General features: G+C 56.8%; 25 protein-coding genes. 18 read left to right on the top strand and 7 right to left on the bottom strand.

Features of this window, described 5'->3' with window-relative positions; all coding sequences use genetic code 11:
• The first annotated feature begins 148 nt into the window (after positions 1–148).
• The 12 genes from serC to ALO43_RS27830 all read left to right on the top strand — a co-directional run bounded on the left by serC (position 149) and on the right by ALO43_RS27830 (position 13,994).
• Entirely contained in the window at positions 149–1,234 is a 1,086-nt protein-coding gene (serC, locus tag ALO43_RS27885; RefSeq protein WP_005889748.1) for a 3-phosphoserine/phosphohydroxythreonine transaminase, read from the top strand.
• Positions 1,234–2,328 (top strand): prephenate dehydratase, encoded by a 1,095-nt coding sequence (pheA, locus tag ALO43_RS27880; protein ID WP_005889752.1) that lies wholly within the window; start codon positions 1,234–1,236, stop codon positions 2,326–2,328. The genes serC and pheA overlap by 1 nt, the downstream gene beginning before the upstream one ends.
• A gap of 57 nt (positions 2,329–2,385) precedes the next feature.
• Positions 2,386–3,990: a prephenate dehydrogenase/arogenate dehydrogenase family protein gene (locus tag ALO43_RS27875; RefSeq protein ID WP_005889754.1), complete on the top strand. Its 1,605-nt coding sequence runs from the start codon at positions 2,386–2,388 to the stop codon at positions 3,988–3,990.
• Entirely contained in the window at positions 3,987–4,676 is a 690-nt protein-coding gene (gene cmk / locus ALO43_RS27870) for a (d)CMP kinase (RefSeq protein WP_005889756.1), read from the top strand. The genes ALO43_RS27875 and cmk overlap by 4 nt, the downstream gene beginning before the upstream one ends.
• 121 nt (positions 4,677–4,797) lie before the next feature.
• Entirely contained in the window at positions 4,798–6,489 is a 1,692-nt protein-coding gene (rpsA, locus tag ALO43_RS27865; protein WP_002554562.1) for a 30S ribosomal protein S1, read from the top strand.
• Between the two features lie 305 nt (positions 6,490–6,794).
• Complete coding sequence (ihfB, locus tag ALO43_RS27860) at positions 6,795–7,091, top strand: integration host factor subunit beta (RefSeq protein ID WP_002554561.1); 297 nt, start codon at positions 6,795–6,797, stop codon at positions 7,089–7,091.
• 24 nt (positions 7,092–7,115) lie between these two features.
• Positions 7,116–7,358, top strand: a complete 243-nt coding sequence (locus ALO43_RS27855) for a LapA family protein (RefSeq protein ID WP_005889759.1) — start codon at positions 7,116–7,118, stop codon at positions 7,356–7,358.
• A 412-nt stretch (positions 7,359–7,770) separates the two neighbouring features.
• A complete protein-coding gene (locus ALO43_RS27850; protein WP_005889760.1) occupies positions 7,771–9,213 on the top strand; it encodes an MBL fold metallo-hydrolase RNA specificity domain-containing protein in 1,443 nt (480 codons plus the stop codon).
• 193 nt (positions 9,214–9,406) lie between these two features.
• On the top strand, positions 9,407–10,393 hold the full coding sequence (locus tag ALO43_RS27845) for a UDP-glucose 4-epimerase family protein (RefSeq protein WP_054998463.1): 987 nt from the start codon (positions 9,407–9,409) through the stop codon (positions 10,391–10,393).
• The gene (locus tag ALO43_RS27840) at positions 10,386–11,402 is read left to right on the top strand and encodes an MraY family glycosyltransferase (RefSeq protein WP_024690071.1); all 1,017 of its coding nucleotides are present in this window, start codon (positions 10,386–10,388) and stop codon (positions 11,400–11,402) included. Before ALO43_RS27845 ends, ALO43_RS27840 begins: the two co-directional genes overlap by 8 nt.
• Positions 11,403–11,499: 97 nt before the next feature.
• Positions 11,500–13,494: a polysaccharide biosynthesis protein gene (locus tag ALO43_RS27835; protein WP_005889765.1), complete on the top strand. Its 1,995-nt coding sequence runs from the start codon at positions 11,500–11,502 to the stop codon at positions 13,492–13,494.
• A gap of 158 nt (positions 13,495–13,652) precedes the next feature.
• Positions 13,653–13,994, top strand: a complete 342-nt coding sequence (locus tag ALO43_RS27830) for a ComEA family DNA-binding protein (protein WP_005889766.1) — start codon at positions 13,653–13,655, stop codon at positions 13,992–13,994.
• Positions 13,995–14,101: 107 nt separating this feature from the next.
• On the opposite strand, the gene ALO43_RS27825 is transcribed toward ALO43_RS27830, so the two are convergent.
• Both ALO43_RS27825 and ALO43_RS27820 read right to left on the bottom strand, forming a co-directional pair.
• Positions 14,102–14,665 (bottom strand): TetR/AcrR family transcriptional regulator, encoded by a 564-nt coding sequence (locus tag ALO43_RS27825; RefSeq protein ID WP_005889767.1) that lies wholly within the window; start codon positions 14,663–14,665, stop codon positions 14,102–14,104.
• A gap of 76 nt (positions 14,666–14,741) precedes the next feature.
• Entirely contained in the window at positions 14,742–15,578 is an 837-nt protein-coding gene (locus ALO43_RS27820) for a TlpA disulfide reductase family protein (protein ID WP_054998462.1), read from the bottom strand.
• A 409-nt stretch (positions 15,579–15,987) separates the two neighbouring features.
• Between ALO43_RS27820 and ALO43_RS27815 the strand changes: the two genes are divergently transcribed.
• Entirely contained in the window at positions 15,988–17,265 is a 1,278-nt protein-coding gene (locus ALO43_RS27815) for an aromatic amino acid transport family protein (protein ID WP_024669874.1), read from the top strand.
• Positions 17,266–17,325: 60 nt separating this feature from the next.
• On the opposite strand, the gene ALO43_RS27810 is transcribed toward ALO43_RS27815, so the two are convergent.
• From ALO43_RS27810 to ALO43_RS27800, 3 genes are all read right to left on the bottom strand, one after another.
• Positions 17,326–17,532 (bottom strand): hypothetical protein, encoded by a 207-nt coding sequence (locus ALO43_RS27810; RefSeq protein WP_002554553.1) that lies wholly within the window; start codon positions 17,530–17,532, stop codon positions 17,326–17,328.
• Positions 17,533–17,655: 123 nt separating this feature from the next.
• Positions 17,656–18,138 carry a GreA/GreB family elongation factor gene (locus tag ALO43_RS27805; RefSeq protein WP_054998461.1) on the bottom strand — a complete coding sequence of 161 codons (483 nt, stop codon included), beginning with the start codon at positions 18,136–18,138 and terminating at the stop codon, positions 17,656–17,658.
• A gap of 3 nt (positions 18,139–18,141) precedes the next feature.
• The gene (locus tag ALO43_RS27800; RefSeq protein ID WP_005889775.1) at positions 18,142–18,540 is read right to left on the bottom strand and encodes a hypothetical protein; all 399 of its coding nucleotides are present in this window, start codon (positions 18,538–18,540) and stop codon (positions 18,142–18,144) included.
• A 282-nt stretch (positions 18,541–18,822) separates the two neighbouring features.
• On the opposite strand from ALO43_RS27800, the gene ALO43_RS27795 reads away from it, so the two are divergent.
• The 4 genes from ALO43_RS27795 to ALO43_RS27780 all read left to right on the top strand — a co-directional run bounded on the left by ALO43_RS27795 (position 18,823) and on the right by ALO43_RS27780 (position 23,460).
• Complete coding sequence (locus tag ALO43_RS27795; RefSeq protein WP_024690067.1) at positions 18,823–20,226, top strand: McrB family protein; 1,404 nt, start codon at positions 18,823–18,825, stop codon at positions 20,224–20,226.
• 2 nt (positions 20,227–20,228) lie between these two features.
• Positions 20,229–21,560, top strand: coding sequence for a hypothetical protein (locus ALO43_RS27790; protein WP_054998460.1), 1,332 nt, complete (start codon positions 20,229–20,231; stop codon positions 21,558–21,560).
• 101 nt (positions 21,561–21,661) lie between these two features.
• Positions 21,662–22,792 (top strand): elongation factor P maturation arginine rhamnosyltransferase EarP, encoded by a 1,131-nt coding sequence (earP, locus tag ALO43_RS27785; RefSeq protein ID WP_005889781.1) that lies wholly within the window; start codon positions 21,662–21,664, stop codon positions 22,790–22,792.
• A gap of 98 nt (positions 22,793–22,890) precedes the next feature.
• Positions 22,891–23,460, top strand: a complete 570-nt coding sequence (locus tag ALO43_RS27780) for an elongation factor P (protein ID WP_005889783.1) — start codon at positions 22,891–22,893, stop codon at positions 23,458–23,460.
• Positions 23,461–23,561: 101 nt separating this feature from the next.
• On the opposite strand, the gene ALO43_RS27775 is transcribed toward ALO43_RS27780, so the two are convergent.
• Positions 23,562–23,981, bottom strand: a complete 420-nt coding sequence (locus ALO43_RS27775; RefSeq protein WP_005889785.1) for an organic hydroperoxide resistance protein — start codon at positions 23,979–23,981, stop codon at positions 23,562–23,564.
• Between the two features lie 137 nt (positions 23,982–24,118).
• Positions 24,119–24,592, bottom strand: coding sequence for a MarR family winged helix-turn-helix transcriptional regulator (locus ALO43_RS27770; protein ID WP_005889787.1), 474 nt, complete (start codon positions 24,590–24,592; stop codon positions 24,119–24,121).
• A gap of 187 nt (positions 24,593–24,779) precedes the next feature.
• On the opposite strand from ALO43_RS27770, the gene ALO43_RS27765 reads away from it, so the two are divergent.
• Complete coding sequence (locus ALO43_RS27765) at positions 24,780–25,526, top strand: sulfite exporter TauE/SafE family protein (protein ID WP_024669868.1); 747 nt, start codon at positions 24,780–24,782, stop codon at positions 25,524–25,526.
• The last annotated feature ends 38 nt before the right edge of the window (positions 25,527–25,564 follow it).

Raw genomic sequence — 25,564 nt, 5'->3', positions numbered from 1 at the left:
GGCAAGTCCAGCCCTTGCGGCATTCGGCCAGCCTGAACCGGATCAGAATTTTCGTAACGAGCTGCCGACCGCCATGGCGGCTGCCTGCTCGTGATGCAGCATCCAGAAACAAGCGCGTACAGACCCAACGTATTTGACGAGAGTGGATATGAGCAAGCGAGCCTTTAACTTCTGCGCAGGTCCTGCTGCGCTTCCTGAAGCTGTTCTGCTGCGTGCCCAGGCGGAGCTCCTCGACTGGCACGGCAAAGGCTTGTCGGTCATGGAGATGAGCCACCGCAGCGACGAGTTTGTCTCCATTGCCACCAAGGCCGAGCAGGATTTTCGCGATCTGCTGTCCATTCCCTCCCATTACAAGGTGCTGTTCCTGCAGGGCGGCGCCAGCCAGCAGTTCGCGCAGATCCCGCTGAACCTGTTGCCTGAAGACGGCAAGGCCGATTACATCGACACCGGTATCTGGTCGCAGAAGGCTATTGATGAGGCGTCGCGTTACGGCGCAGTCAATGTCGCGGCCAGCGCCAAGGCTTACGATTACTTCGCCATCCCTGGCCAGAACGACTGGAAGCTGTCCCGGGACGCGGCCTACGTTCACTACGCACCGAACGAAACCATCGGTGGCCTGCAATTCGACTGGATCCCGGAGATCGGTGATGTGCCGCTGGTAGCCGACATGTCTTCGGACATTCTCTCGCGTCCGGTAGATATATCGCGTTTCGGCATGATCTACGCGGGTGCGCAGAAGAATATCGGCCCCAGTGGCATCGTGGTGGTGATCATTCGCGAGGACCTGCTGGGGCGCGCGCGTTCGCTGTGCCCGACCATGCTCAATTACAAGGTCGCTGCCGACAACGGCTCGATGTACAACACGCCGCCGACGCTGGCCTGGTATCTGTCGGGGCTGGTGTTTGAATGGCTGAAAGAGCAAGGCGGTGTGGAGGCAATCGGCAAGCTGAACGACATCAAGCAGCGCACGCTGTATGACTTCATCGATGCCAGCGGGCTGTATAGCAACCCCATTAACAAGCCTGACCGTTCGTGGATGAACGTCCCGTTCCGTCTGGCGGATGATCGTCTCGACAAGCCGTTTCTGGCCGGTGCCGATGCGAATGGCCTGCTCAACCTGAAGGGCCACCGTTCGGTCGGTGGCATGCGCGCTTCTATCTACAATGCGGTGGATCTCAATGCGGTCAATGCATTGGTGGCCTATATGAAAGACTTCGAGAAGGAGCACGGTTGATGTCCGAGCAAGAACTCAAGGCGCTTCGCGTCCGTATCGACAGCCTCGATGAAAAGGTTCTGGAGCTGATCAGTGAGCGGGCTCGCTGCGCACAGGAAGTGGCCAGGGTGAAAATGTCCTCGCTGGCTGAAGGCGAGGTGCCGGTGTTCTATCGTCCCGAGCGCGAAGCTGCGGTGCTCAGGCGGGTGATGGAGCGTAACCGCGGGCCGTTGAGCAACGAAGAGATGGCGCGTCTGTTCCGCGAGATCATGTCTTCCTGCCTGGCCCTTGAGCAGCCGCTCAAGGTCGCCTACCTCGGTCCGGAAGGCACGTTTACTCAGGCTGCCGCGATGAAGCACTTCGGTCATGCGGTCATCAGCCTGCCGATGGCCGCCATCGACGAAGTGTTTCGCGAGGTGGTCGCCGGTGCGGTGAATTTTGGCGTGGTCCCGGTGGAAAACTCCACCGAAGGCGCCGTCAACCACACGCTGGACAGCTTTCTCGAGCACGACATGGTGATCTGTGGCGAAGTCGAGCTGCGCATCCACCACCATTTGCTGGTGGGCGAAAGCACCAAGACGCAGAGCATCTCGCGTATCTATTCACATGCCCAGTCGCTGGCGCAGTGCCGTAAATGGCTGGATGCGCATTACCCGAATGTCGAGCGGGTTGCGGTGGCCAGCAATGCCGAGGCCGCCAAGCGGGTCAAGGGTGAGTGGAACTCTGCGGCCATTGCCGGCGATATGGCAGCAGGCCTTTATGGCCTGAGCCGCCTTGCAGAAAAGATCGAAGACCGCCCGGACAACTCGACACGGTTCCTTATCATTGGTAATCAGGAAGTCCCGCCTACCGGCGATGACAAGACCTCGATCATTGTTTCGATGAGCAACAAGCCGGGCGCGCTGCATGAATTGCTGGTGCCGTTCCACGAGAGCGGGCTGGACCTCACGCGGATCGAAACCCGTCCGTCACGCAGTGGCAAGTGGACCTATGTGTTCTTCATCGACTTCGTCGGTCACCATCAGGATCCGCTGGTCAAGTCCGTGCTGGAAAAAATCAGTAGCGAAGCCGTGGCCTTGAAGGTGCTGGGTTCTTACCCTAAAGCGGTTCTTTGAGGGGGCGGTACATGATCTGTCTGTTTTTTGCCTTGCCGGTCTGTCAGGTGTGTTCGCGTGGTTGATGTGATTTCAGAACAGCCTGTCCGGCCTCTGATCGGTCGACTGGTGGTGGTAGGGCTCGGGTTGATTGGCGGCTCGTTTGCCAAGGGTGTGCGCGAGAGCGGTCTTTGCCGGGAAGTGGTCGGGGTCGATCTCGACCCAAGGTCACGTGAGCTGGCAGTCGAGCTGGGCGTTGTGGACCGCTGTGAAGCGGATCTGGCCCTGGCCTGCTGCGGCGCCGACGTTATTCAACTGGCTGTGCCGATTCTGGCGATGGAGAAGCTGCTTGCGTTGCTCGCGCCACTTGACCTCGGCGGCGCAATACTGACCGATGTCGGCAGTGCCAAGGGCAACGTGGTCCGGGCTGCGCGACAGGCATTCGGGCAGATGCCGTCGCGTTTCGTGCCGGGGCACCCGATCGCCGGGTCCGAGCAAAGCGGCGTCGAGGCCTCCAATGCTGCGCTGTTCAGGCGCCACAAGGTCATCCTGACTCCGCTGGCCGAAACCGACCCGCATGCCGTTGCAGTCGTTGATCAGTTGTGGTCCGCTCTGGGCGCCGACGTAGAGCACATGCAGGTCGAGCGCCACGACGAAGTGCTGGCCGCAACCAGCCATCTGCCGCACCTGTTGGCGTTCGGTCTGGTGGACTCGCTGGCCAAGCGTAACGAAAACCTCGAAATATTCAGGTACGCTGCCGGCGGCTTTCGTGATTTCACACGTATCGCAGGCAGTGATCCGACCATGTGGCATGACATCTTCATGGCCAATCGCGAGGCGGTGTTGCGAACGCTGGATACCTTTCGCAGTGATCTCGATGCCTTGCGCGATGCTGTCGATGCGGGCGATGGGCCGCAGTTGCTGGACGTATTCACGCGTGCTCGCGCGGCTCGCGAGCATTTCGGCAGAATTCTGGCCAGCCGCGCGCGCGTGGATGCGGCGCCCGGCGATCAGCGTAACGCCGCAGTCCGCTCCGGTGACGGTGTAAGTCATCGCATCAAAGGGCCAATTGATGTCACGTCCTCGGTGCTGTTTATGGTCGCCACCTCGATCAGCGAAGGCTGTGACTTGCTGCTGGAAGATGTCGGCGTCAGCCCGGCGTGCGAGGGGGCTATAGATGTTCTGCGCCTTATGGGTGGCGATATTGCGCTGCAAAACGTCCGTGCAACGGCAGGCGGAACGCTGGCAGACCTGCACGTGCGCTCTGCCAGGCTGAAAGGCGTCGATGTCCCGGAGGCGCTGGTTCCGCTGGCCATCGACACGTTTCCAGTGCTTCTGGTTGCCGCAGCCTGCGCAGAAGGGCGTACCATTCTGCGCGGCGCACAGGCGCTGCAGGCTGAACAGGCAGAGCGTGTGAGGCTGATGGCTGACGGGCTGCTCACCCTCGGAATCGAGGCCGAGCCCGTGCTGGATGGCATTATTATCGAAGGCGGCACGCCAGATGGCGGCGAGGTTGATGCTCGCGGTGATCAGCGTATCGTCATGGCGTTTCGCGTTGCATCGTTACGGGCTTCGGCGCCCATCCGTATTCAGAATTGTGCGGATGCCGCCACAGTGTTTCCCCATTTTCTGGCGCTGTGCGCTCAAGTCGGCATGCGTGTAGCGCAAGAGGACAAAAAGTGAAGATCAAACCCCCCGTTATTACCATCGACGGACCTAGCGGTTCCGGAAAAGGCACGGTTGCCGGATTGCTGGCCAGAAAGCTTGGCTGGTGCCTGCTTGATTCCGGTGCCTTGTATCGCTTGCTGGCTTTTGCCGCGCGCAATCATGGCGTCGACCTGACCAACGAAGAAGCGCTCAAGGTCCTTGCCGCTCACCTGGACGTGCAATTCGAGGCGACCCGGGAAGGGCAGGGGCAGCGCATCATCCTTGAGGGCGAAGATGTCACTCAGGCCATTCGCAATGAGCAGGTCGGAAGCGGCGCTTCGCAAGTTGCATCATTGCCGGCGGTACGCGATGCCCTGTTGTTGCGCCAGCGCGCCTTTCAGGAAGAACCGGGGCTTGTGGCTGATGGCCGCGACATGGGAACGGTCGTGTTTCCGGACGCCCCGCTGAAAATATTCCTCACCGCCAGTGCCGAGGAGCGTGCGCGCCGACGTTACTTGCAGTTGAAGGCCAAGGGCGATGATGTTAGTCTGTCGAGTCTGCTAGATGAGATATGTGCGCGCGACGAGCGCGACACCCAGCGAGCGGTAGCACCGCTCAAGCCGGCGCACGACGCCATACAGCTGGATTCCACCGAGTTGTCCATCGAGCAGGTGCTTGAACGCATTCTGAGCGAAATCGCACTCCGCGATATTGCCGGGTGACGAAGAAGCATGCGGGAGACCAGTCATAGTCCCGCAGGCTTTCTTTTACTTGAACGAAACCCACGTTGTCTGGAGCGTGGCAGATGGGCGTATTCTTCGCCCTTGATCAACAGGAATTAAAATGAGCGAAAGCTTTGCAGAACTTTTTGAAGAAAGCCTAAAGACCCTCAACCTTCAGGCCGGTTCGATCATCACCGCGATAATCGTGGATATCGACTACCAGGCTGGTTGGGTTACGGTTCACGCCGGTCTGAAATCTGAAGGCCTCATCCCGCTGGAACAGTTCCACAACGACGCTGGCGAGCTGACCATCAAGATCGGCGATGAAGTTCACGTTGCGCTGGACGCGGTCGAAGATGGCTTTGGCGAAACCAAGCTGTCCCGCGAAAAAGCCAAGCGTGCCGAGTGCTGGATCGTTCTGGAAGCGGCTTTCGCAGCTGAAGAAGTGGTCAAGGGCGTTATCAACGGTAAGGTTAAGGGCGGCTTCACTGTCGACGTTAACGGCATCCGTGCGTTCTTGCCTGGTTCTCTGGTTGACGTCCGCCCTGTGCGTGACACGACTCACCTGGAAGGCAAAGAGCTCGAGTTCAAGGTCATCAAGCTGGACCAGAAGCGCAACAACGTTGTCGTTTCCCGTCGCAGTGTCCTGGAAGCCGAGAACAGTGCCGAGCGCGAAGCTCTGCTCGAGTCCCTGCAGGAAGGCCAGCAAGTCAAAGGTATCGTCAAGAACCTCACCGATTACGGCGCATTCGTCGATCTGGGTGGCGTCGATGGCCTGCTGCACATCACCGACATGGCCTGGAAGCGCATCAAGCATCCATCGGAAATCGTCAATGTTGGCGATGAGATCGATGTAAAGGTCCTGAAGTATGATCGCGAGCGCAATCGTGTTTCCCTGGGTCTGAAGCAACTGGGTGAAGACCCATGGGTTGCTATCAAGGCTCGCTACCCGGAAAGCACCCGCGTTACCGCGCGTGTTACCAACCTGACCGACTACGGCTGCTTCGCAGAGCTGGAAGAAGGCGTGGAAGGCCTGGTACACGTTTCCGAAATGGACTGGACCAACAAGAACATCCACCCTTCGAAAGTCGTTCAGGTTGGCGACGAAGTGGAAGTCATGGTTCTGGACATCGACGAAGAGCGTCGTCGTATCTCCCTCGGCATCAAGCAGTGCAAATCCAACCCATGGGAAGATTTCTCTGGCCAGTTCAACAAGGGCGATAAAATCTCCGGCACCATCAAGTCGATCACCGATTTCGGTATCTTCATTGGTCTGGACGGCGGCATCGACGGTCTGGTTCACCTGTCCGACATCTCCTGGAACGAAGTGGGCGAAGAAGCCGTACGTCGCTTCAAGAAGGGCGACGAGCTCGACACTGTGATTCTGTCGGTTGATCCTGAGCGTGAGCGCATCTCGCTGGGTATCAAGCAGCTGGAAAGCGATCCTTTCTCCGAGTACGTCACTGTCAATGACAAAGGCGCAATCGTTCGCGGTATCGTTAAAGAAGTTGACGCCAAAGGCGCCATCATCACTCTGGCCGACGACATCGAAGCGACCCTCAAAGCCTCCGAAATCAGCCGTGACCGCGTTGAAGACGCGCGTAACGTTTTGAAAGAAGGCGAAGAGATCGAAGCCAAGATCATCAGCGTTGACCGCAAGAGCCGCGTAATCAGCTTGTCCATCAAGTCGAAAGACGTTGAAGACGAGAAAGAAGCAATCCAGAGCCTGCGTAGCAAGCCTGAAGTTGCTGAAAGCACTGGTCCTACCACTATTGGTGACCTGCTGCGCGCGCAAATGGAAAAACAGAACTAAGTTCTGCTTGACCATAAAAGGGGCGACTTCGGTCGCCCTTTTTCATGCTCGCCATTCGGGCCACACCGCTGTTATCCCTTCAGCCTGTCATGTACGGCTTTGGTCGTAAAACGCCTTCAATAGCCTCTCGGGCCCTGTCAGCTCATCGTGGGTTCTGGTGTCTCTTTCCTGTAACAAGGGTGTAAACGCTTTGTGCCTGGTTGGCAGCGTTGAACATAAGTCAATACATGGGCTGTTCAAATTCATCCGGTCATGCTAAAACCTTCGGAGCGCTGATCTAGCTGCTTGAAAAAGAAGGGAAAAATATGACGAAGTCGGAGTTGATCGAACGAATTGTCACCCATCAAGGGCTGCTCTCATCCAAGGATGTCGAGCTGGCCATCAAGACCATGCTTGAACAAATGTCTCAGTGCCTCGCAACCGGTGACCGAATCGAGATTCGGGGTTTTGGCAGCTTCTCTCTGCATTACCGTGCACCGCGAGTAGGGCGTAACCCGAAGACCGGCCAATCGGTCAGTCTCGATGGTAAATTTGTACCGCATTTCAAGCCGGGCAAAGAGCTTCGAGACCGGGTGAACGAAGATGAAGAAGAGGGCTTTTGAAGCCGCCCACCAAAGGATCAACAGATGCGTATTTTCAAACGAGTCATTCTGATCGTTGCCGTCCTTTTCGTTGCCTTGGCGACAACCGTATTTGTGCTTGAAAATCGGCAGTCCGTTGCCGTGAACCTGTTTGGCTGGTCAGCGCCGGAGCTTCCTTTGGCTTTGCCTGTAGTCATAGCGCTGCTTCTGGGCATGCTCATAGGCCCGTTTCTGGCGTGGATTACCAGCTTTCGTAAAAAACGTTCGCCTTCCGTTCGTTCTGCCTGAGTAGAGTCTTCAGGCCTCTTCGGTTGCTGGTGTGACGATGTCATCTGAAAGCCAGCCGACTTCTCTCCTCGATAAAACGGCACGCCTTGCACGTGTGCTGTAGTGTATTTCAGCACACCATCCGGTTTTTTACCGAAATTCGTACTTATAATATCGTCAGTTTATTCTCGCGTTAGTTGAGTAAATGTTACTGCTGCGCGTAGGAATATTCTCTTTTTAAAACAGAGTGCCCATTCTCAAGGGGCGTACGGCTATAGTTGCATTCAGTGACGATAGCCGTTTCTGTAACAGCGTTGTGTCAAGTCTTGAAAATAAGTTGTTCAAGTGCAGAATGCGCCGAAATAACGGCCCAGGCCTGAAGTCGGATTGTGGCACTCGCCACCGATTCAGGAAGGCAACAAAAGGTAACTGCATGTCTTACCCGGAAATCATTCACCACGGCGCTGTCGATACTGTCACCGGCTCATGCCATCAACTGCTCATGAACAGTTCAAGCAGCCTGTTGATCGACTGCGGTTCGGTCCAGGGGCGCGAAGGGCGGGTCGAGTCAGCATCGTTCGATTTCGACCCCGAGAGCATCAGGGCGCTGCTGGTCACTCACGTCCATAATGACCATGTCGGACGTATTCCCGAATTGCTGGCGGCAGGCTATACAGGGCCGATACTGTGCAGCGAGCCCAGCGCTCACATGCTGCCGCTGGTCATGGAGGACACGCTTAAAATTGCATTCGCCCACGATCCCGCACAGGCCGAGCGACACCTCGAGACCATTAACAAGCGGGTCATTGCGTTGCCGTTCGATAACTGGTTCAGCCTGATCGATCACGAATCGCTGCATTGCAAGGTTCGCCTGCAGCGTGCCGGGCATATTCTGGGTTCGGCATATGTGGAATGCGACCTGCACTACCCGCTGGAAGGGCGCTCCATCCGCGTGGTTTTTTCCGGAGACCTGGGCGCCAGTCATACGCCGTTCCTGCCTGCGCCAAAGCCTCCGGAGCGCGCAGACATTCTGGTTCTGGAAAGCACATACGGTGATCGTCTTCATGAGGATCGCAGTACTCGCCAGCAAGGGCTCGAGCGAATCATTGACAAGGCGCTGGAAGACAACGGCACGGTCCTGATTCCAGCCTTCAGTATCGGTCGTACTCAGGAGTTGCTCTATGAGCTGGAGGACATTCTGCGGCGCAAGATGCTGCTGAGTCAGGCCGGCGAAGGCTCTGCTCGGCTCGACGGCGACGACATCCTGCCTGGCGACTGGTCACGGTTGCCGGTCATTCTCGATTCACCGCTGGCAAGTCGTTTCACGAAGCTCTACCAGTCATTTGAAGATTATTGGGATAACGATGCCCGGCTTCGCTCGGGGGCCGGAAGAAAGCCGTTGGGTTTTGATCAGTTGATCGGTATAGACACTCACGAGCAGCACCTGCGCACCGTCAATTACCTCGCAAGTACTGCGCGTCCCGCCATTGTCATTGCCGGTAATGGCATGTGTGCAGGAGGCAGGATCGTCAATTACCTGAAAGCCATGTTGGGCGACCGTCGACATAATGTGGTGTTTGTCGGTTATCAGGGCAAAGGCACACCGGGTGCAGCCATTCAGTCTCATGGCCCGCTGGGAGGCTACGTCGAGCTGGACCGCGAGCGTTTTGATATTCGTGCGGGTATTCACACCGCCAACGGTTATTCTGCCCACGCAGATCAGGCTGAACTTGTCGAGTTTGTCACTGGTATGAAAGAGTGGCCTGCGCAGGTCCGCCTGGTGCATGGCGAGGCCTCCGCCAAAGAAGCGCTGGGGACTGTGTTATCCCGTAAGTACGCTCTTCAAAAACATGCTGTGGATCTTGTCATTCCCTGACGGTTTTTTATAGGTCCGAGCGGGCGTTCTAGTTGTCTGGCGAAAACGGCCTGTTCATTTTAACCACTCGGCGTTCTGGCATAACTGTTGTAAAGAAGGCGGTTGGAGAAGTGGCAAGATAGATTGAAAATATTTTAGTTGTCAAAAAGAGTCACATAAGGAATATTTGGCCGATTTGGAAGGGCGTTCTTGCATGAGCGATGATGTTGCATTGGTTGCGATAACAGGTGCGACAGGGTTCGTCGGCAGCGCTGTCGTTCGTTATTTGATTGATCGTACCGGTTATTCCGCAAGGGTCGCTGTCCGGAACGCAGGTGCGTATCAGTGCCCTGCGCAACGTGTGGAGGTCGTTCAGGTAAAGTCCCTTGCGCCGGATAATGATTGGGCGGCATTTCTGCGTGATGCGAAGGTAGTTGTGCATTGTGCAGCGCGCGTTCATGTACTCGCCGAAACTGCTTCCGAGCCAGACCAGGAATATTTTCGCGCCAACGTCAGCGCCACCCTGAACCTGGCCGAACAGGCGGCAGCTGCAGGTGTGAAGCGCTTCATCTTCCTCAGTTCCATCAAGGCCCATGGCGAGGTTACAGCGCCGAACGCGCCGTTCACGGCCGACGACACCTGCAAGCCGCTGGACGCCTACGGCGTTTCCAAGTTGAAGGCCGAGGAGGGGCTGCGCGAGTTGTCTGTCCGAACGGGCCTGGAGGTCGTGATCATTCGCCCGGTGCTGGTCTATGGCCCTGGGGTCAAAGCCAACTTCAAAAGCATGATGCGCTGGCTCGATAAGCGCGTGCCGTTGCCGCTCGGGGCCATTGATAACCGTCGAAGCCTGGTCGCCGTCGACAATCTGGCTGATCTGCTAATGCGCTGTGTCGAGCACCCTGCTGCTGCGGGGCAGACGTTTCTGGTGAGTGACGGGGATGATCTTTCCACCAGTCGGCTCTTGCGTGAGATGGGCAAGGCGCTTGGCAAACCGGCCAGATTACTGCCCGTTCCGGCCGGTGTGTTGAAAGGGGCGGCAACGTTGTTGGGCAAGAGCGCGTTTTCCCAGCGTTTATGCAGCTCGTTGCAGGTCGATATCAGTAAAACCTGTACGATGCTGGACTGGCATCCACCTGTGAGTGTTGAACACGCGATGCGCGATACGGCTCGGTATTATCTGGAACATGACAAGCATGATTGAGTGGCTATCGGTAGCGGTGGTTGCGCTCCTGTCTCTGGCGTTGACGGGGTTGCTGCGCAAATACGCACTGGCCAGAAGCCTGATTGATGTGCCCAATGCGCGCAGCTCTCACTCCTTGCCTACTCCCCGTGGTGGCGGCGTTGCCATTGTCATCGCGTTTCTCCTGGCCGTAACGTTACTGACCGGGATCGGGCACCTGTCAGCGTCTGCTCTTACCGCCATCATCGGTTCGGGAGGCCTGGTGGCACTGGTCGGTTTCATGGACGACCATGGGCACATTGCTGCACGCTGGCGGCTTCTCGGGCATTTTGTCGCTGCCGGCTGGACCTTGTTCTGGCTGGGCGGACTTGCGCCACTCAGCATCATGGGCTGGAGCTTCGATCCGGGGCCGCTCGGCCAGGTACTTGCCGCGTTCTATCTGGTGTGGATGTTGAACCTCTACAACTTCATGGACGGCATCGACGGAATTGCTGGCGTCGAGGCGGTGACCGTGTGCCTGGGCATGAGCATCATTTATGCATTGGGGGGCCATGTCGGGTTATCGTGGGAGTCTCTGCTGCTGGCCGCTGCTGCGGCAGGTTTTCTGTGCTGGAACTTTCCCCCGGCCAAGATATTCATGGGGGATGCGGGCAGCGGTTTTCTCGGAATCGTCCTCGGTTTGCTATCCATTCAGGGTTCCTGGGCTTCGCCTCAGCTATTCTGGTGCTGGCTGATCCTGCTGGGCGTGTTTATCGTCGATGCGACCCTGACCCTGATTCGCCGATTGTTGCGTAGAGAGAAAGTCTACGAAGCCCACCGAAGTCACGCCTATCAGTTCGCTTCGCGGGATTACGGCAAGCACCTGCCTGTGACGCTGGCCGTCGTGATGATCAATCTGGTATGGCTGCTACCCGTGGCACTGTGGGTAGCGCTGATGGGGGGCGATGGGCTGACATGGACGGCAATTGCCTACGTACCGCTGGTTTGTCTGGCCCTGAGGTTCAGGGCGGGTGAAGCGGAAAGGATGTAACGAAGCGGGTTTCCGGTTGTCTCAGACACGTAGTTGTTTCTCAGGCGCCGGTTCCAGTGATGTTCAACCGGCAGCATAACGGAGCATTAAACAATTGATGAGTAGGTTGCGGTCCAGTTTGCTGGCGTTACCCCGCCGCAAAAAACGGATAATTCAGGTTGCTGCCGACGTGCTGCTCGTCTGGCTGGCTCTGTGGATGGCGTTTGTCGTGCGACTGGGTATCGACGAACTGATCAACCCGCTGGAAAAACACACCTGGCTTTTCATCAGTGCGCCGCTCGCCGCCATTCCCCTGTTTATCCGTTTTGGCATGTATCGGGCGGTCATGCGCTATTTCGGCAATGATGCCCTGATTGCGATCATCAAGGCGGTCACGATGTCATCCCTGATACTGGGGTGCATGGTTTACGTCTACAGCAACCATCAGCAACTGGTCCCGCGCTCGGTCATCTTCAACTACTGGTGGCTGAGCATGGTCATGATCGGCGGTCTACGCCTTGCCATGCGCCAATATTTTCTCGGTGACTGGTTTGCGGCAGCGCAGCACGTGCCCTTTGCCAAAAGTGACAATGGTCTGCAAAAAGTCGCCATCTACGGTGCCGGTGCTGCTGGTAATCAGTTGGTCGCTGCATTGCGCATGGGGCGCCTCATGCATCCCGTGGCGTTCATCGATGATGACGAATCAATCTCCAATCGAGTGATTTCAGGCCTTCAGGTTTATAAGCCGCGAAACATTCAGCGAATGATAGATTCAACCGGCGCTCAAGAGATTCTTCTGGCAATTCCATCATCATCACGTGGGCGGCGTCGGGAAATTCTCGGTTTTCTGGAAGGCTTCCCGCTTCACGTGCGAAGTGTTCCCGGTTTCATGGATCTGGCGGCCGGCAGGGTAAAGGTGGACGACCTCCAGGAAGTCGATATCGCCGACCTTCTGGGACGTGACTCGGTACCTGCGCGGGACAACCTGCTGGAGCATTGCATCAAGGGCAAGACGGTCCTGGTGACTGGCGCCGGCGGGTCGATCGGTTCAGAGCTCTGCCGCCAGATCCTCCTGCTGCAGCCCACCCAGCTGCTGTTGCTGGATCACAGCGAATTCAACCTTTACAGCATTCTTTCCGAGCTTGAGCAGCGTTCGGCGCGCGAATCGCTTTCGGTCAAGTTGCTGCCCATTCTCGGTTCAGTACGCAACCACCCCAAGCTGCTGTCGATCATGAAAACCTGGAGGGTCGACACGGTTTATCACGCGGCCGCTTACAAGCATGTGCCGATGGTCGAACACAACATTGCCGAGGGTGTGCTCAACAACGTGGTCGGTACGCTCAATACCGCCCAGGCGGCCTTGCAATCGGGTGTTTCCAACTTTGTCCTGATCTCTACCGACAAGGCGGTCAGGCCGACCAACGTAATGGGCAGCACCAAGCGCCTTGCCGAGTTGATACTGCAGGCCCTGAGTCGCGAAACGGCGCCGGTCATATTTGGCGACAAGGCCAATGTGTATCAGGTGAACAAGACCCGCTTCACCATGGTCCGCTTCGGCAATGTGTTGGGGTCGTCAGGCTCGGTGATACCGCTGTTTCACAAGCAGATTCAGTCAGGCGGACCTCTGACGGTCACCCACCCGAAGATCACCCGCTACTTCATGACTATCCCCGAGGCTGCCCAGTTGGTCATTCAGGCGGGTTCCATGGGCCATGGCGGTGATGTGTTCGTTCTGGACATGGGCGAGCCGGTCAAGATCATCGAACTTGCCGAAAAGATGATTCACCTGTCAGGTCTGGCCATTCGTTCCGAGAAGAACCCGCACGGTGACATTTCGATCGAGTTTACCGGGCTGCGTCCGGGCGAGAAACTCTACGAAGAGCTGCTGATCGGAGACAACGTCGTCGCCACCGAACATCCGATGATCATGAGTGCGAACGAAGATTACCTGCAATGGGATGTGCTGAAAGGCCGCCTGACAAAGTTGCTGGATGCGGTTGATCGGGACGATTACAACAGTGTGCGTCAATTACTGCGTGAAACAGTCAACGGCTATACACCAGAAGGCGAAATCGTTGACTGGATGTATCAGGAACGCAGCGGAGAACCGTGATTTCCCTCGCTTTTACTGAGGTTTGTCAGGCGCAGACATACGTTGATTGATGTCGAAACAGGTCGCAATGCTCCGTTTCTTTTCCCGAGAGAAACAGTGGTTTAAGTTTTAGGCACAGCATTTGGAGTGCTGCCTTGAACTGCTATGGAGCTTCATCTATGCGAACCCCTTTTTTCAGCTCTCTTGTTTTTGCCTTGCTGACCACAGCCTCGGTTGCGGTCAGCGCCGCCCAACAACCGGCTCAGCCGCCGCCCATGATGACCATGGACGCAGCACCCGCTGTCGTTCATGAGCAGCGCGAAGATCGGGTCAATCTCAACACTGCCGATGCACAAACCCTCCAGAAGCAGCTGGCCGGTATTGGCAAGAGCAAAGCCGATGCCATCGTTGCGTACAGAGACGCCAACGGCGAGTTCACGTCGGTCGATGAGCTGATTGAAGTAAAGGGCATTGGCAAGGCCATTCTGGACAGGAACCGCGATAAGCTGTCCGTTAACTAAGTATTAAAGGCGCCTGAAAAAAGACAGGCCGATCATTGATCGGCCTGTCTTTGGGTGCATCGTTAAATAAGCGTTGATACAGCGACAACGTCCACATCTTCAATGTGTCAGTTTGCGGTTTTTCTCAGCTCCTGTTTGAGGAAGTCGCGTGTCTCGTCAAGAATGCGTTTCGACAACGCGTCGTCGAAAGCGCTGCGCGCCAGTACCAAGCCACCTACCAGAGTAGACAATGTTGGCAAGCTTCTGGATTTGTCACCAGAAGGTGCCTTGTCGAACAGCTCAAGCAAATGAAGAATGATCTTGTCAGTTACCTCGCTGGGTTGATCGCGATGTCCCAGTTCCAGGCACATGCTCGGTAACGGGCATCCGCCATCCGGTGCGTCACGACTGTCAAGAGAAAGATATAGATCAATGAATTCACTGAGCGAGTCCTGTTTGGCGAAAACTTCGCTGGTGATTCCTTTTACCTCGTCGAGGGCGTGATTCAATGCCTGTTCGACCAGATCATCCTTGGATTTGAAATGCGCGTAAAAACCGCCATGGGTCAAGCCGAGTGCTTTCATCAAAGGTTGTAAGCCTGTAGCACCAATGCCGTCGCGCCGAAAGCGCATCGACGCTTCCTTGACGATGCGTTGGTGGGTTTGGGCCTTATGATCGAGCGCGTAACGCATGCGCTGAGTCTCCAGAGATGACCAATGTGTCAGGGCATTTATACATGGATAGGTGAATCGATGCAGCAGGCTTTCGCTAATGATTGCCAGTCGATACCGAATCCTGCGAACCACTTCCGTTTTGAATGTCCAGATAATGTATCAGGCTGGCCTTGGATATTTCACCCAGATGGCTGCCCGTCAAGCGCCCTTCAGGCGAATAGAACAGTGTAGTCGGGAGCGCGACCGAGCCGACTTGCCGGGCAAACTCCCCGTCCGGGTCAAGTAAGCTGTTGCGCAGCGGCAGGCCCTGTGTCGACAGGTAGCGGCTGACTGTATCGGCACTTTCGGCTTGATTGACGAACAGGAATACGATGTCCGTTCGCGCCAGTTGCATATCTCGCAGCACTGGCATTTCCCTTCTGCACGGAGGGCACCATGTTGCCCAAAGGTTTATGACAATAGGCCTGCCTCGGTAGTCAGAGACTCTGACCGGTTTGCCAGTCGTGTCCAGCAGCGTTGTTTCGGGCAGTGGCGCCCCCTGTTGGTAGCTGCTCAGAATCAGGCCGCCCAGCAGCCATACGAGCAGCCCGGTGCCGAGGCCCAACGCTAGCGCACGACGTCGCTTGGGGTGTCGCCAGCCGATGATCAAACCGCCCATCACGGCCCCGATAACACCCGGCCAGACCAGAAAGCCGCTATCCCGGATGTCCAGCGCCTTCCAGGGCGCGTCGCAGTACTCAGCGAAGTAGGCAGCAACGAAGGCCGCACGTGCAGTGATGAGGCCAAGAATGAACAGCCCGAATACAGCTGTCTTTTTGGGTTCGACATGGCGCAGGCAACGGGCTTCTATCAGCGTCGCCAGCACAAGGGCCGTCAGCAGTAGCACGTGTGAAACCGCGATGGCGAACGGGCCTGCATTGATACTCAACATTTTGTTTTGGCTCTTGAAAGGCTTTGGTCTGCGCGCGCGATCATGCTCGCAGTTGAAAGCTCGCTGGCCGAGCCTTCGCGCGGTGATGGTATCGCTCGGTGTTTTTTTCGCATAACGCGCAACTGTGCCTGAGTGTGTGGCGGTTGATGGCGGTTGATGGCGTCTGGATAAGCCAGAAAGGCTAGAAACGCACGGCTCACGACAGAAGGACAATTGATCGCCAGCCCTTGGTATGCAAGGCGTGCGTAACGTAAAGACATCGCCGCCTTGCAAGTATTGTCCTACAAGCCTTTGACTTCTGCTGCCAATCCCGGAGAATCTGCCGCGCTGTTTTCGAGGGAGGCGCGGAACTGCCCGCTTTTTCGACGCGTCTTCCTTTTTGATAAACCGGCCACGGAGAGTCGACCGGATGAATGATCAGGCTAATGGCGTCGTAGAACGTCTGGACGTAGCTCCCGAGAGCATCGCCTCTTGGAATCGTAATGACACCACCTGGATGCTCGGATTGTTCGGTACCGCCATCGGCGCAGGTACTCTGTTTCTACCCATCAATGCAGGCATTGGCGGTTTCTGGCCACTCATGGCCTTGGCATTGCTGGCATTCCCGATGACGTTCTACGCGCACCGTGGCTTGACCCGGTTCGTGCTGTCCGGACGCGAAGGGGCCGATATCACAGAAGTGGTCGAGCAGCATTTCGGCAAGGGCGCTGGCGCGATGATCACCTTGCTGTACTTCTTTGCAATCTTTCCGATTCTGCTGATCTACAGCGTCGCACTCACCAACACCGTAGGCAGTTTTCTCGAGCATCAGTTGCACGTAATGCCGCCCCCACGTGCGGTGCTGGCTTTTGTGCTGATCATGGGTTTGCTGGCCGTAGTGCGGTGTGGCGAGCGATTCATCGTCAAGGCCATGAGCTTGATGGTTTACCCGTTTATCGTCGCGCTGCTGTTCCTTGCGGTATTCCTCATTCCGCACTGGACCGGCGGTATCCTGAGCACCGCGACCACCTTGCCTGAGCCCTCGGCATTTCTGCCGACCCTGTGGCTGGCTATCCCGGTGATGGTGTTTTCCTTCAACCACACACCGATCATCTCTGCCTTCGCGGTAGACCAGAAACGTCAGTACGGCGAGAACGCTGAGGTGCGCAGTTCGCAGATTCTGGCTCGTGCTCACGGCCTGATGGTGGTGATGGTGCTGTTTTTCGTCTTCAGCTGCGTACTGACCCTTTCACCAGCCCAGTTAGCCGAAGCCAAGGCGCAGAACATCTCGATCCTGTCTTACCTGGCCAACCACTTCAATAACCCGACAATCGCTTTTGTCGCGCCGCTGATTGCGTTCGTGGCCATCTCCAAGTCGTTCCTCGGGCACTACATCGGTGCCAGCGAGGGTCTGAAAGGGCTGGTTTTGAAATCCGGTCGTCGTCCGGCCCCCAAGGCTCTGGACCGGATGACTGCGATGTTCATGCTGGTAGTGTGCTGGCTGGTGGCAACGCTTAACCCGAGCATCCTGGGCATGATCGAAACGCTGGGCGGGCCGGTTATTTCGGCGCTGCTGTTCCTGATGCCGATGTATGCGATCTACAAAGTGCCGGCCATGCGAAAGTATGCAGGCGCATGGTCCAACTATTTTGTAATTGCCGCCGGTTTGGTGGCTATCTCGGCACTGATCTTTTCGCTGACACGCTGAACCTCTGTGAGCTGCGCCGGCGTATCGGTGCAGCTCACGGTCAGGCTGTACGGAGTGCAGTCAATCCACAGGTTCAGGGTATAGCGGCCTGGACAGGTGCATGATGCTTGCGTAGTCGTAAACGTACTGGCGTCCCGCATGGCTGGTCGAACGCAGTTGGTCGATCAGTTGTCGCTCTTTCTTGTTCAGGTACCTCAACGCCGGATCTTGACTGGACTTCAGGCGATCACGTTCATGGGCGTCAGGGAATGCGATGACGTTTGTCATGAAAAATCTCCTTGGGTGTTAGTCCTTGTTCGCTTTGATGTAGCCCCGGTTGCGCTGGTTGTAGCGACGGCCCACCTTACCCATAAAAACTCGGCGCGGGCAACCCCGCAGATGGCCGCTTTGTCACAACGTTTGTGTAATCTCGTAGGATTGTCCTGTGCCGTTGATGACAATCTGTACGGCATCGTCTTCGAATTTGCCCAACAAGCTTTGCCCCAGTGGCGCGCGTGCGGTGATCACCGTGATTAACTGGTCGCCCGCGCTGACCTTCAGGCCTGCAGCATCCGGCCCCAGAAACAGGTAGTGAGTCTGCCCGCCCTGGGCTTCGACGATTATCAGATCACCGGTCTGAATGCCTCGCGATTCATCGAAAGGTTTGAGTGACCACTTCTGATAAAGCGTCAGTGACTGGCGTATTTCCTCTACCCGTCGTGCCTGGCCAGTTGCCAGATAAGAGGCTTCCAGGCCCAGCGTGTCGTATTTGTTTTCAGCGATGTTTTCTTCGTGGGTAGCCGTTTCGTAAGCGGTCTGCGCAGCCCGCTGCGCAACGTCCAGATCAATTTCCAGTTTATCGATGATCAGCTGCAACACGTCCTGCTTGTTCATGAGTTATCCACAATATTGATCGATGCTCGCACGACTTTTCTCGCTCGGAGCGGTGCGATCCTGCTGTATCCAGAAGTCACACTTGGAGCGGCTGAACGTGCGCTGCTGTTGTTCCTGAACCTGCTCGCGGGCCTGCCGGGCCTCGCTTTCACGCAGGCTTTGCTCGTATTTGCGGAACATTTCAGTTTCCGGCTCAGACGGCGGGGTGGTTTTCTGCGCGGGCGGGGCGGTCAGTTGCGCGGCAGCATTTTCCAGCGCCTGGCTTTGCGCGGGCGGCAAGTTCTTGAAGTACAGCATACCCGTGAAAAAAACAGCCATTGCGCCCAGCCAGATGCCCAGTGCAATGCAGACAATCAACTTCAATGACACATACAGGTCGCGACGGCGGGTGGTGGATGGCATGGCTGAACTCCTTTCAGGGCGACAAATGCTCTCGGTATCACGCAGGCGCAGCGTAGCGGCCATAGTCCACGGTAGCGAAGGGTAGATGCAATGTTTTGCGCCGACTGCCTTGCAGTCCGGCGCACGAGCCGTCATACAGTAACCGCATGGCCATTCAAACCATTGATCTTTGATGGTACTTTGCGCTGGGTTTGCATGGCTGACAACGCCTGCGATGTGAGGCAGTCCCCAGATCGAGAGACTGTTCTGGCACCGGCATTCGTTCAAGGAGAGGCATCGTTCATGGTTGAGCACCAATCAATACTTTTCGGTCCGCCCGGTACCAGCAAAAGCCATCGGGCACGAGCGGAAAAAGCACTGGCACTTGGCGTGGACAAGGCGCGTATTGTGCCGCTCACCTTTCATCCCGATTACAGTTACGGCGAATTCGTCGCAAGGCTGCTGCCTACCACCAACAAGAGTGGGCAAATCGAGTACCACGTTCACGCAGGTCCTTTCATCCGGGCGCTGGCGATGGCATTCGCTTACCAGCTTCAAGACTCTGCCGGTCAGGCACCGAAAAACGTTGTGCTGTTACTGGATGAAATCAACCGGGGCAACTGCGCGGAAATATTCGGCGATGTGTTCCAACTGCTGGACCGCGATGAGTCGGGCTGGTCCAGTTACGAGATCAGTGTTTCCGAACTGGTGTTATGTGCTTTCAAAGCAGAGCTTGAACGCGTGCTCGGTCATTCCTGGCCTTATCCTGAGTTGACCGACAAGCTGCAAACCTGTCTGGAATTGCGGCAGCTGTGCCTGCCGCCGAACCTGCACATGATCGGCACCATGAACACCAGTGATGAATCCATATTCTTCATGGACTCGGCGTTCAAGCGGCGTTGGCATTTCGAGTTTTGTGCCGAAGGTTTTGTTCAAGTGCCCGCCGAACAGCGCGATGCACTTATGCCATGGGGGCGGGGTTTGACATGGCAGACGTTCGTGAATGCCTTGAACCGGTTCATCCGTGAACGCTGCACTGCGCCCAGGCTGGATGACAAACTGGTCGGCCCCTGGTTTGTAAAGGCCAAGTGCAGAATCGACAAACAGACCCTGCTTCAGGCCCACCCGGCGCATCTGGCTGCACTGGAAGCCAGCGCCAGCAAGTTCGGCGACATGATCAGCGGTGTGCCTGAGAGCAGAGCGTTCGACGAGCAGCACAGGCTTCTGGCAGAAGAGTTGTCTGAAACCGACAAGCAAAGGCTTCTCAAGCATGGCGGTTATGATAAAAGCGCCGAGCTGAAATTCACCGCGATCCGCTCCGGTTCTGGTGTGGCCAATGATTATTACTGCTCCAATCGGAGCCGCAAGAAATACAAGTCCGATGACACGGGCCTGATTGTCGAAGACTACCTGCAAACCCTATCGGTGTTTGAGGTGGGCATAGCCTCCTATCACATCGAGCGCACCGATATCGTCGGCAAGTTGTTCTTTTACTTGTGGGACAACGTATTTGATCGAGACAAGTCACCGCTCTGTAATCTGCTCGATCTGAAGCATCAGGAGCTGCGTACCTTCGGGCAGTTTGCGGATCAGGCTGAGCAGTTTGTCGAACGCTTGTGCGCCGGGCCGGTTGAAGCAACTGTGCCGCCGCGTGAAAACGCAGCCAGCGCTCCGGCAGAAGAAAACTCTACAGCCGAAGAAGTCTGAAGATGCGGCTGGACGAGATCGAACGGGTCGAAAGTGGCAATGAAGTGGGGCTGGTACGCGAACCCTATGGCCGATACTTGCTGAAAGTCCCTTATGGTATGGCAGAGATGGACAGCGCAGAGGCCCTCTCGCTGCTTTACCGCTGCTTTGTAGTTTTTCGCCGAACCCGTCTTGACAGCGATTCGTCGAGCCCCCGTGACGGCACGGAAGACGCTCGGGAAGAGGGCTGTGGGCGTGGTGGCGACAGCGTTTCGTTTCATGATGCGCTCGGGCTCGATGAACTGTTCGACAAGGCTGACCCACGCAGTCTGCTGTCCCTTTGCGAGAGGAGATGCCGCAGCGTTGATGATCCGTATCGCCGATTTGACAGACACCTGCACCGGGCCGTGTTCGACCAAAGTGGCGTGGCTTACCTTGACTATGTTCAGGGACCGCTCAAGACCGGGCAGTTCGGCAAGGCCGATATAGTCGGGCTTTACTGTGTCCTTGCCCTGGATTTCTATCGAGAACTGCTGAAGGTCGATCCGCTTTGCGCCTGGGGTAGTTTTCTTGGCGAAGGGGAGGCCCTGGCAGAGGCTTTTCGACACCGCTACCTCAGTGCCGAGGACTCTCTCTATCGTGGCGATGCCGAGTCGCGTCAGCGCAGTCTGAGTCGTCTGCGTCACTTGTTGCAGTCTATCGATCGATGCGCGGTACCGCGGGACGCCCACTATCATCAGTTGCATGGCGCGCTCGAGTCTTACCTGAATGCTGGCAGTCAGGGGGGCGCCCACTGCGGGCTTGTATGGGGAGTGAACGACTTCTGGGCGGTCTGGGAGTCGATCTGTCTGTGCCATGCGCTGAGCGAAAAGGCGGGTGGCGAAGAGCGCTTTGAAACCTGTGATGACCAGCATCTGCCGCATGGACTGTCGAGTTACGAGTCCCAGTCCCGCTGGGACAGACAACGGCAGAAACTCTTCGCGCGCAACCACATTGAGCGGCGTCCCGATCTGGTGACTCGGGATGACGAGGCCTGGACCATCGTGGATTTCAAGTATTACTCGCGGCCGCGGCTGATGCGGCCCAAGTGGGCCGAGGATGCTGTTCTGGCAAAGGAAGAGCGTGATTTTCTGAATATGGAGGTCTATGGGTTGCTGCTCTGTCACCACCTTGCCAGAGAAGGTTGCAGCGACCATCGGGTAACGCTTGAAATGTGGCTGCCTGGCGAGCAGGCAAAATGGTCCGAGCCTGTGGGTCAGCCAGCATGGGACCCACCTCTGGTGCTCCGTTCATTGCCCACTGTCGACCTGATCCGTGCGTATGCAACACGCTATCAGTGTTCTGCTCTGCTCTGAGCGCCCCCCCACCCACTTGCTTTTGACTTGGGTAAAGGTGGTGGCCACCGACCGTTCTGAACGACAATCAGCGTTTTGCCCTTCAGCCTCAGGAAGCCAGGATGAAAGCCTCGTGGGACATTTTTTGCAGCGTCGTCGATAACTACGGTGATGCGGGTGTGACCTGGCGTCTGGCACGCCAATTGGTTGCCGAACATGGCCTGCAGGTTCGTTTATGGATCGACGATCTGTCGGCGTTCGCTCGTCTGTGTCCTGGTGCCGACGCGGCGGCCGTGCAGCAACAGCATGAAGGCGTCAGCGTTTGCCAGTGGCCAGTGCAATGGGCAAGCACGGTCATTCCTGATGCAGTGATCGAAGCCTTTGCCTGTCGATTGCCGGAGTCGTACACCGAAGCAATGTTGCAACACTCGCCAAGGCCGCTGTGGCTGAACCTCGATTACCTGAGTGCCGAAGAATGGGTGTCAGGCTGTCACGGGCTGCCGTCGCCGCAGTCTAACGGCCTCAAGAAGTTCTTTTTCTTCCCGGGTTTTTCCGACACCACAGGCGGTTTGCTGCGCGAGCGAGACCTTGTGAACAGGCGCCATGCCTTTGAGCATGACAAAGCGGCGCAGCGCGCCTTTCTTGACGGGCTGGGCGTCGAGCCGCAGGAAGATACCCGTCTGATATCGGTGTTTGCCTACGAAAACCCGGGCTTGGGCAGTTGGCTTGACGTATTGGCCAACGATGAACGACCGACACACATGCTGGTGCCGGAAGGCCGCATTCTGGGCGATCTGCAGCGCTGGCTTGGCAGTGAACTGGCGGTAGGCACGACGCAGGTGAGGGGCGCACTCACGGTGCAGGTCTTGCCGTTCGTCAGTCAGGAGCAGTACGACCTGCTGCTGTGGAGCTGCGATTTCAACATCGTGCGCGGTGAGGACTCGTTCGTGCGGGCGCAATGGGCGGGGCGACCGATGCTCTGGCACATCTATCAACAGGAAGACGATGCGCACCTGCCGAAGCTCGATGCTTTTCTGGCACTGTATCTGGACGGGCTTTCGCCCCCTGCCGGACAGGCTTTGAGCCGCTTGTGGCACGGTTGGAGCGCTGGCGGCGACCTTGCCGATAGCTGGAAAGAGCTGATGGCGCACTGGCCTGAAATCGAAAGACATGCCGAGCGCTGGTGCCTGCAACAAGCCGCACAGACTGATCTTGCCACGGCGCTGGTGCAGTTTTATGGAAATTCGCTATGATACGCGACCTTGATATCAGGCTCTGTACGGAAAGTGCCTGTGTAGGCTATTTCTCGTACAGAGCCTTTGGTTAATTCATCCAAATTCGGATATATGCAATGAAAACTGGTAAAGAGCTGAAACCCGGTACCGTGATCCGTCTCGAAAACGATCCTTGGCTGGTTCAGAAAGCTGAGTTCACCAAATCCGGTCGTAACAGCGCGATCATGAAGACCAAGCTGAAAAACCTGCTGACCGGTTACAAGACCGAGATCGTCTACAGCGCCGATGACAAACTGGACGACGTGATCCTCGACCGCAAGGAAGCCACCCTGTCTTTCATCAGTGGTGACACCTACACGTTCATGGACACCACTGACTACACCATGTACGAGCTGAACGCCGAAGACATCGAAAGCGTTCTGCCATTCGTCGAAGAAGGCATGACCGACATCTGCGAAGCCGTTTTCTTTGAAGACCGTCTGGTTTCCGTTGAGCTGCCGACCACCATCGTGCGCCAGGTTGACTACACCGAAGGTTCCGCTCGCGGCGACACCTCTGGCAAGGTCATGAAGCCTGCCAAGCTGAAAAACGGCACCGAGCTGAGCGTTGCAGACTTCATCGAAATCGGTGACATGATCGAGATCGACACCCGCGAAGGCGGTTCCTACAAGGGCCGTGCCAAGTAAGCAGGGTGTTTTGACCCCGTTACGCAAAAAACCCGCATCGCTGCGGGTTTTTTTATGCCTGAAATTCTGCTGAACAGCGGTGCTCAGGCTTCAAGCGGCTTTCACACCGTCACATGCAGGCGCACATCGACGTTGCCACGTGTGGCGTTGGAGTACGGGCAGACCACGTGAGCGGCGTCTACCAGTTGCTGGGCGTCGGCTTGTTCAAGGCCTGGCAGGCTGACATGCAGGTCGATGTCCAGACCGAAACCACCGGGGATCTGGCCGATGCCTACGTGAGCAGTGATCGAGGCGTCTGCCGGGATGCTGCGTTTGCTTTGACCGGCCACGAATTTCAGCGCGCCAATGAAGCAGGCCGAGTAACCGGCAGCGAACAATTGCTCAGGGTTGGTGGCTGCGCCGCCAGCACCGCCGAGTTCTTTCGGGGTCGCCAGTTTGACGTCGAGAATATTGTCGCTGGAAACGGCACGACCATCACGGCCGCCGGTGGCGGTTGCAACTGCGGTGTAGAGCGTGTCCATGGTATTTCCTCGTTTTCATGAGCTTGGTTGTGCGCCAAATACTTGCGCGCAAGATAATCACGTGACAAAGGTATCTCTTGATTAGTTAGTGCGCAAGCTAAATTTTGCGAGGAGTGAAACGCTGCGTTGAATCCCGCCTACAGACTCTGGTGCAGATGGTCACGCAGGTCGAGCAACTGAGCCTGCAGTTCATGGAGTTTTTCCATGCTCAGGCCGCTGGTGGAGAGAATGCAGCCTGGCACGTTCAGGGCCTTGTGCTGCAATGCACGACCTTGTTCGGTCAGGTGCAACAACACCACACGCTCGTCTTCCTTGCTGCGCGTGCGACTGATGAAGCCTTCACCTTCAAGGCGCTTGAGCAAGGGCGTCAGCGAACCCGGATCGGTCAGCAGGCGCGTGCTGACATCGCTCACGGTCAGACCATCTTTTTCCCACAGCACCATCATGGCCAGGTACTGCGGATAGGTCAGGCCGAGTGCCTGAAGCAAGGGTTTATAGACCTTGGTCATCATCAACGAGGTGGAGTAGAGGGCGAAACATAATTGATTATCCAGCAGCAACAAGTCGCAATCAGCGGACTCAAGGTGGGTCGGGCTCTTGTCGGCACTCATGTCGGATCCTCGTACTCGGTAAACTGAGTTTAACCCAGTGTTGAACTGTTTTAACGCGCTGGATAATTTCCATGCCTGCGAGCTGGCAGCAATGTCATCATGTGTTGTGTATGAAAAAAGACATTATCGGGTGTTGACGCGGACAGGACTGCGCAGCATTTGACCATCGGATGGTTGGGGATGCAGTGTGATTGAAATTGTGATGTTCGTGTTGCTCGGCGCGTTAATGGGCACCTTGGGCGGGTTGTTCGGAATTGGCGGCGGGCTGGTGGCGATTCCGGTACTGGGCGTTTTGTTCGGGCTTGATCAACAGCTGGCTCAAGGCACTGCCTTGTTGATGGTGCTGCCCAATGTGTTGCTCGCGTTGTGGCGCTACAACCAGCGTAACCGGATTTTACTGCGCAACGCACTGATGCTGATCATTCCCAGTTTCTTCATGGCCTGGCTCACGTCGCTGCTGGCCGTAAGGGTCGATCCACAAGGCATGCGCCTGGGCTTTATCGCCTTTCTGGTGGTGTTGACTGTGTTTAACGTCGCGCAAATGTATTGGCGTAATAGTCAGGCAGGCACCGGGCTGCGTCATGAGCGCTGGCTGTGGCTGCTGGGTGTCGGTTCCGGCGTCACCGGCGGCTTGTTTGGCGTGGGCGGCGGAGTGGTGGCTACTCCGATCCTGACCAGCATGTTCGGCGCTACGCAGGTGGTTGCGCAAGGGCTTGCTCTGTCGCTTGCGGCTCCAAGCACTGGTATCACACTGGTCACTTACGCGCTGCACGACCACGTCAACTGGTCGATGGGTATCCCGTTGGCGATCGGCGGTCTGGCCAGCATCAGTTGGGGTGTAAAGCTGGCGCACTCGTTGCCGGAGCGCACGTTACGCCTGATGTTCTGCGTGTTTCTGGTGCTGTGCGCAGTGATTCTCGCGCTTAAAGTCTGAGCCCTTCGGGACCACCCGCTCAAGTTTCGAGCGGGCAG

Origin of the sequence: Pseudomonas tremae, assembly GCF_001401155.1 — a bacterium.
In the GTDB taxonomy this organism is placed as follows: Bacteria; Pseudomonadota; Gammaproteobacteria; order Pseudomonadales; family Pseudomonadaceae; genus Aquipseudomonas; species Aquipseudomonas tremae.
This window is presented reverse-complemented; position numbering and strand designations above follow the sequence as displayed.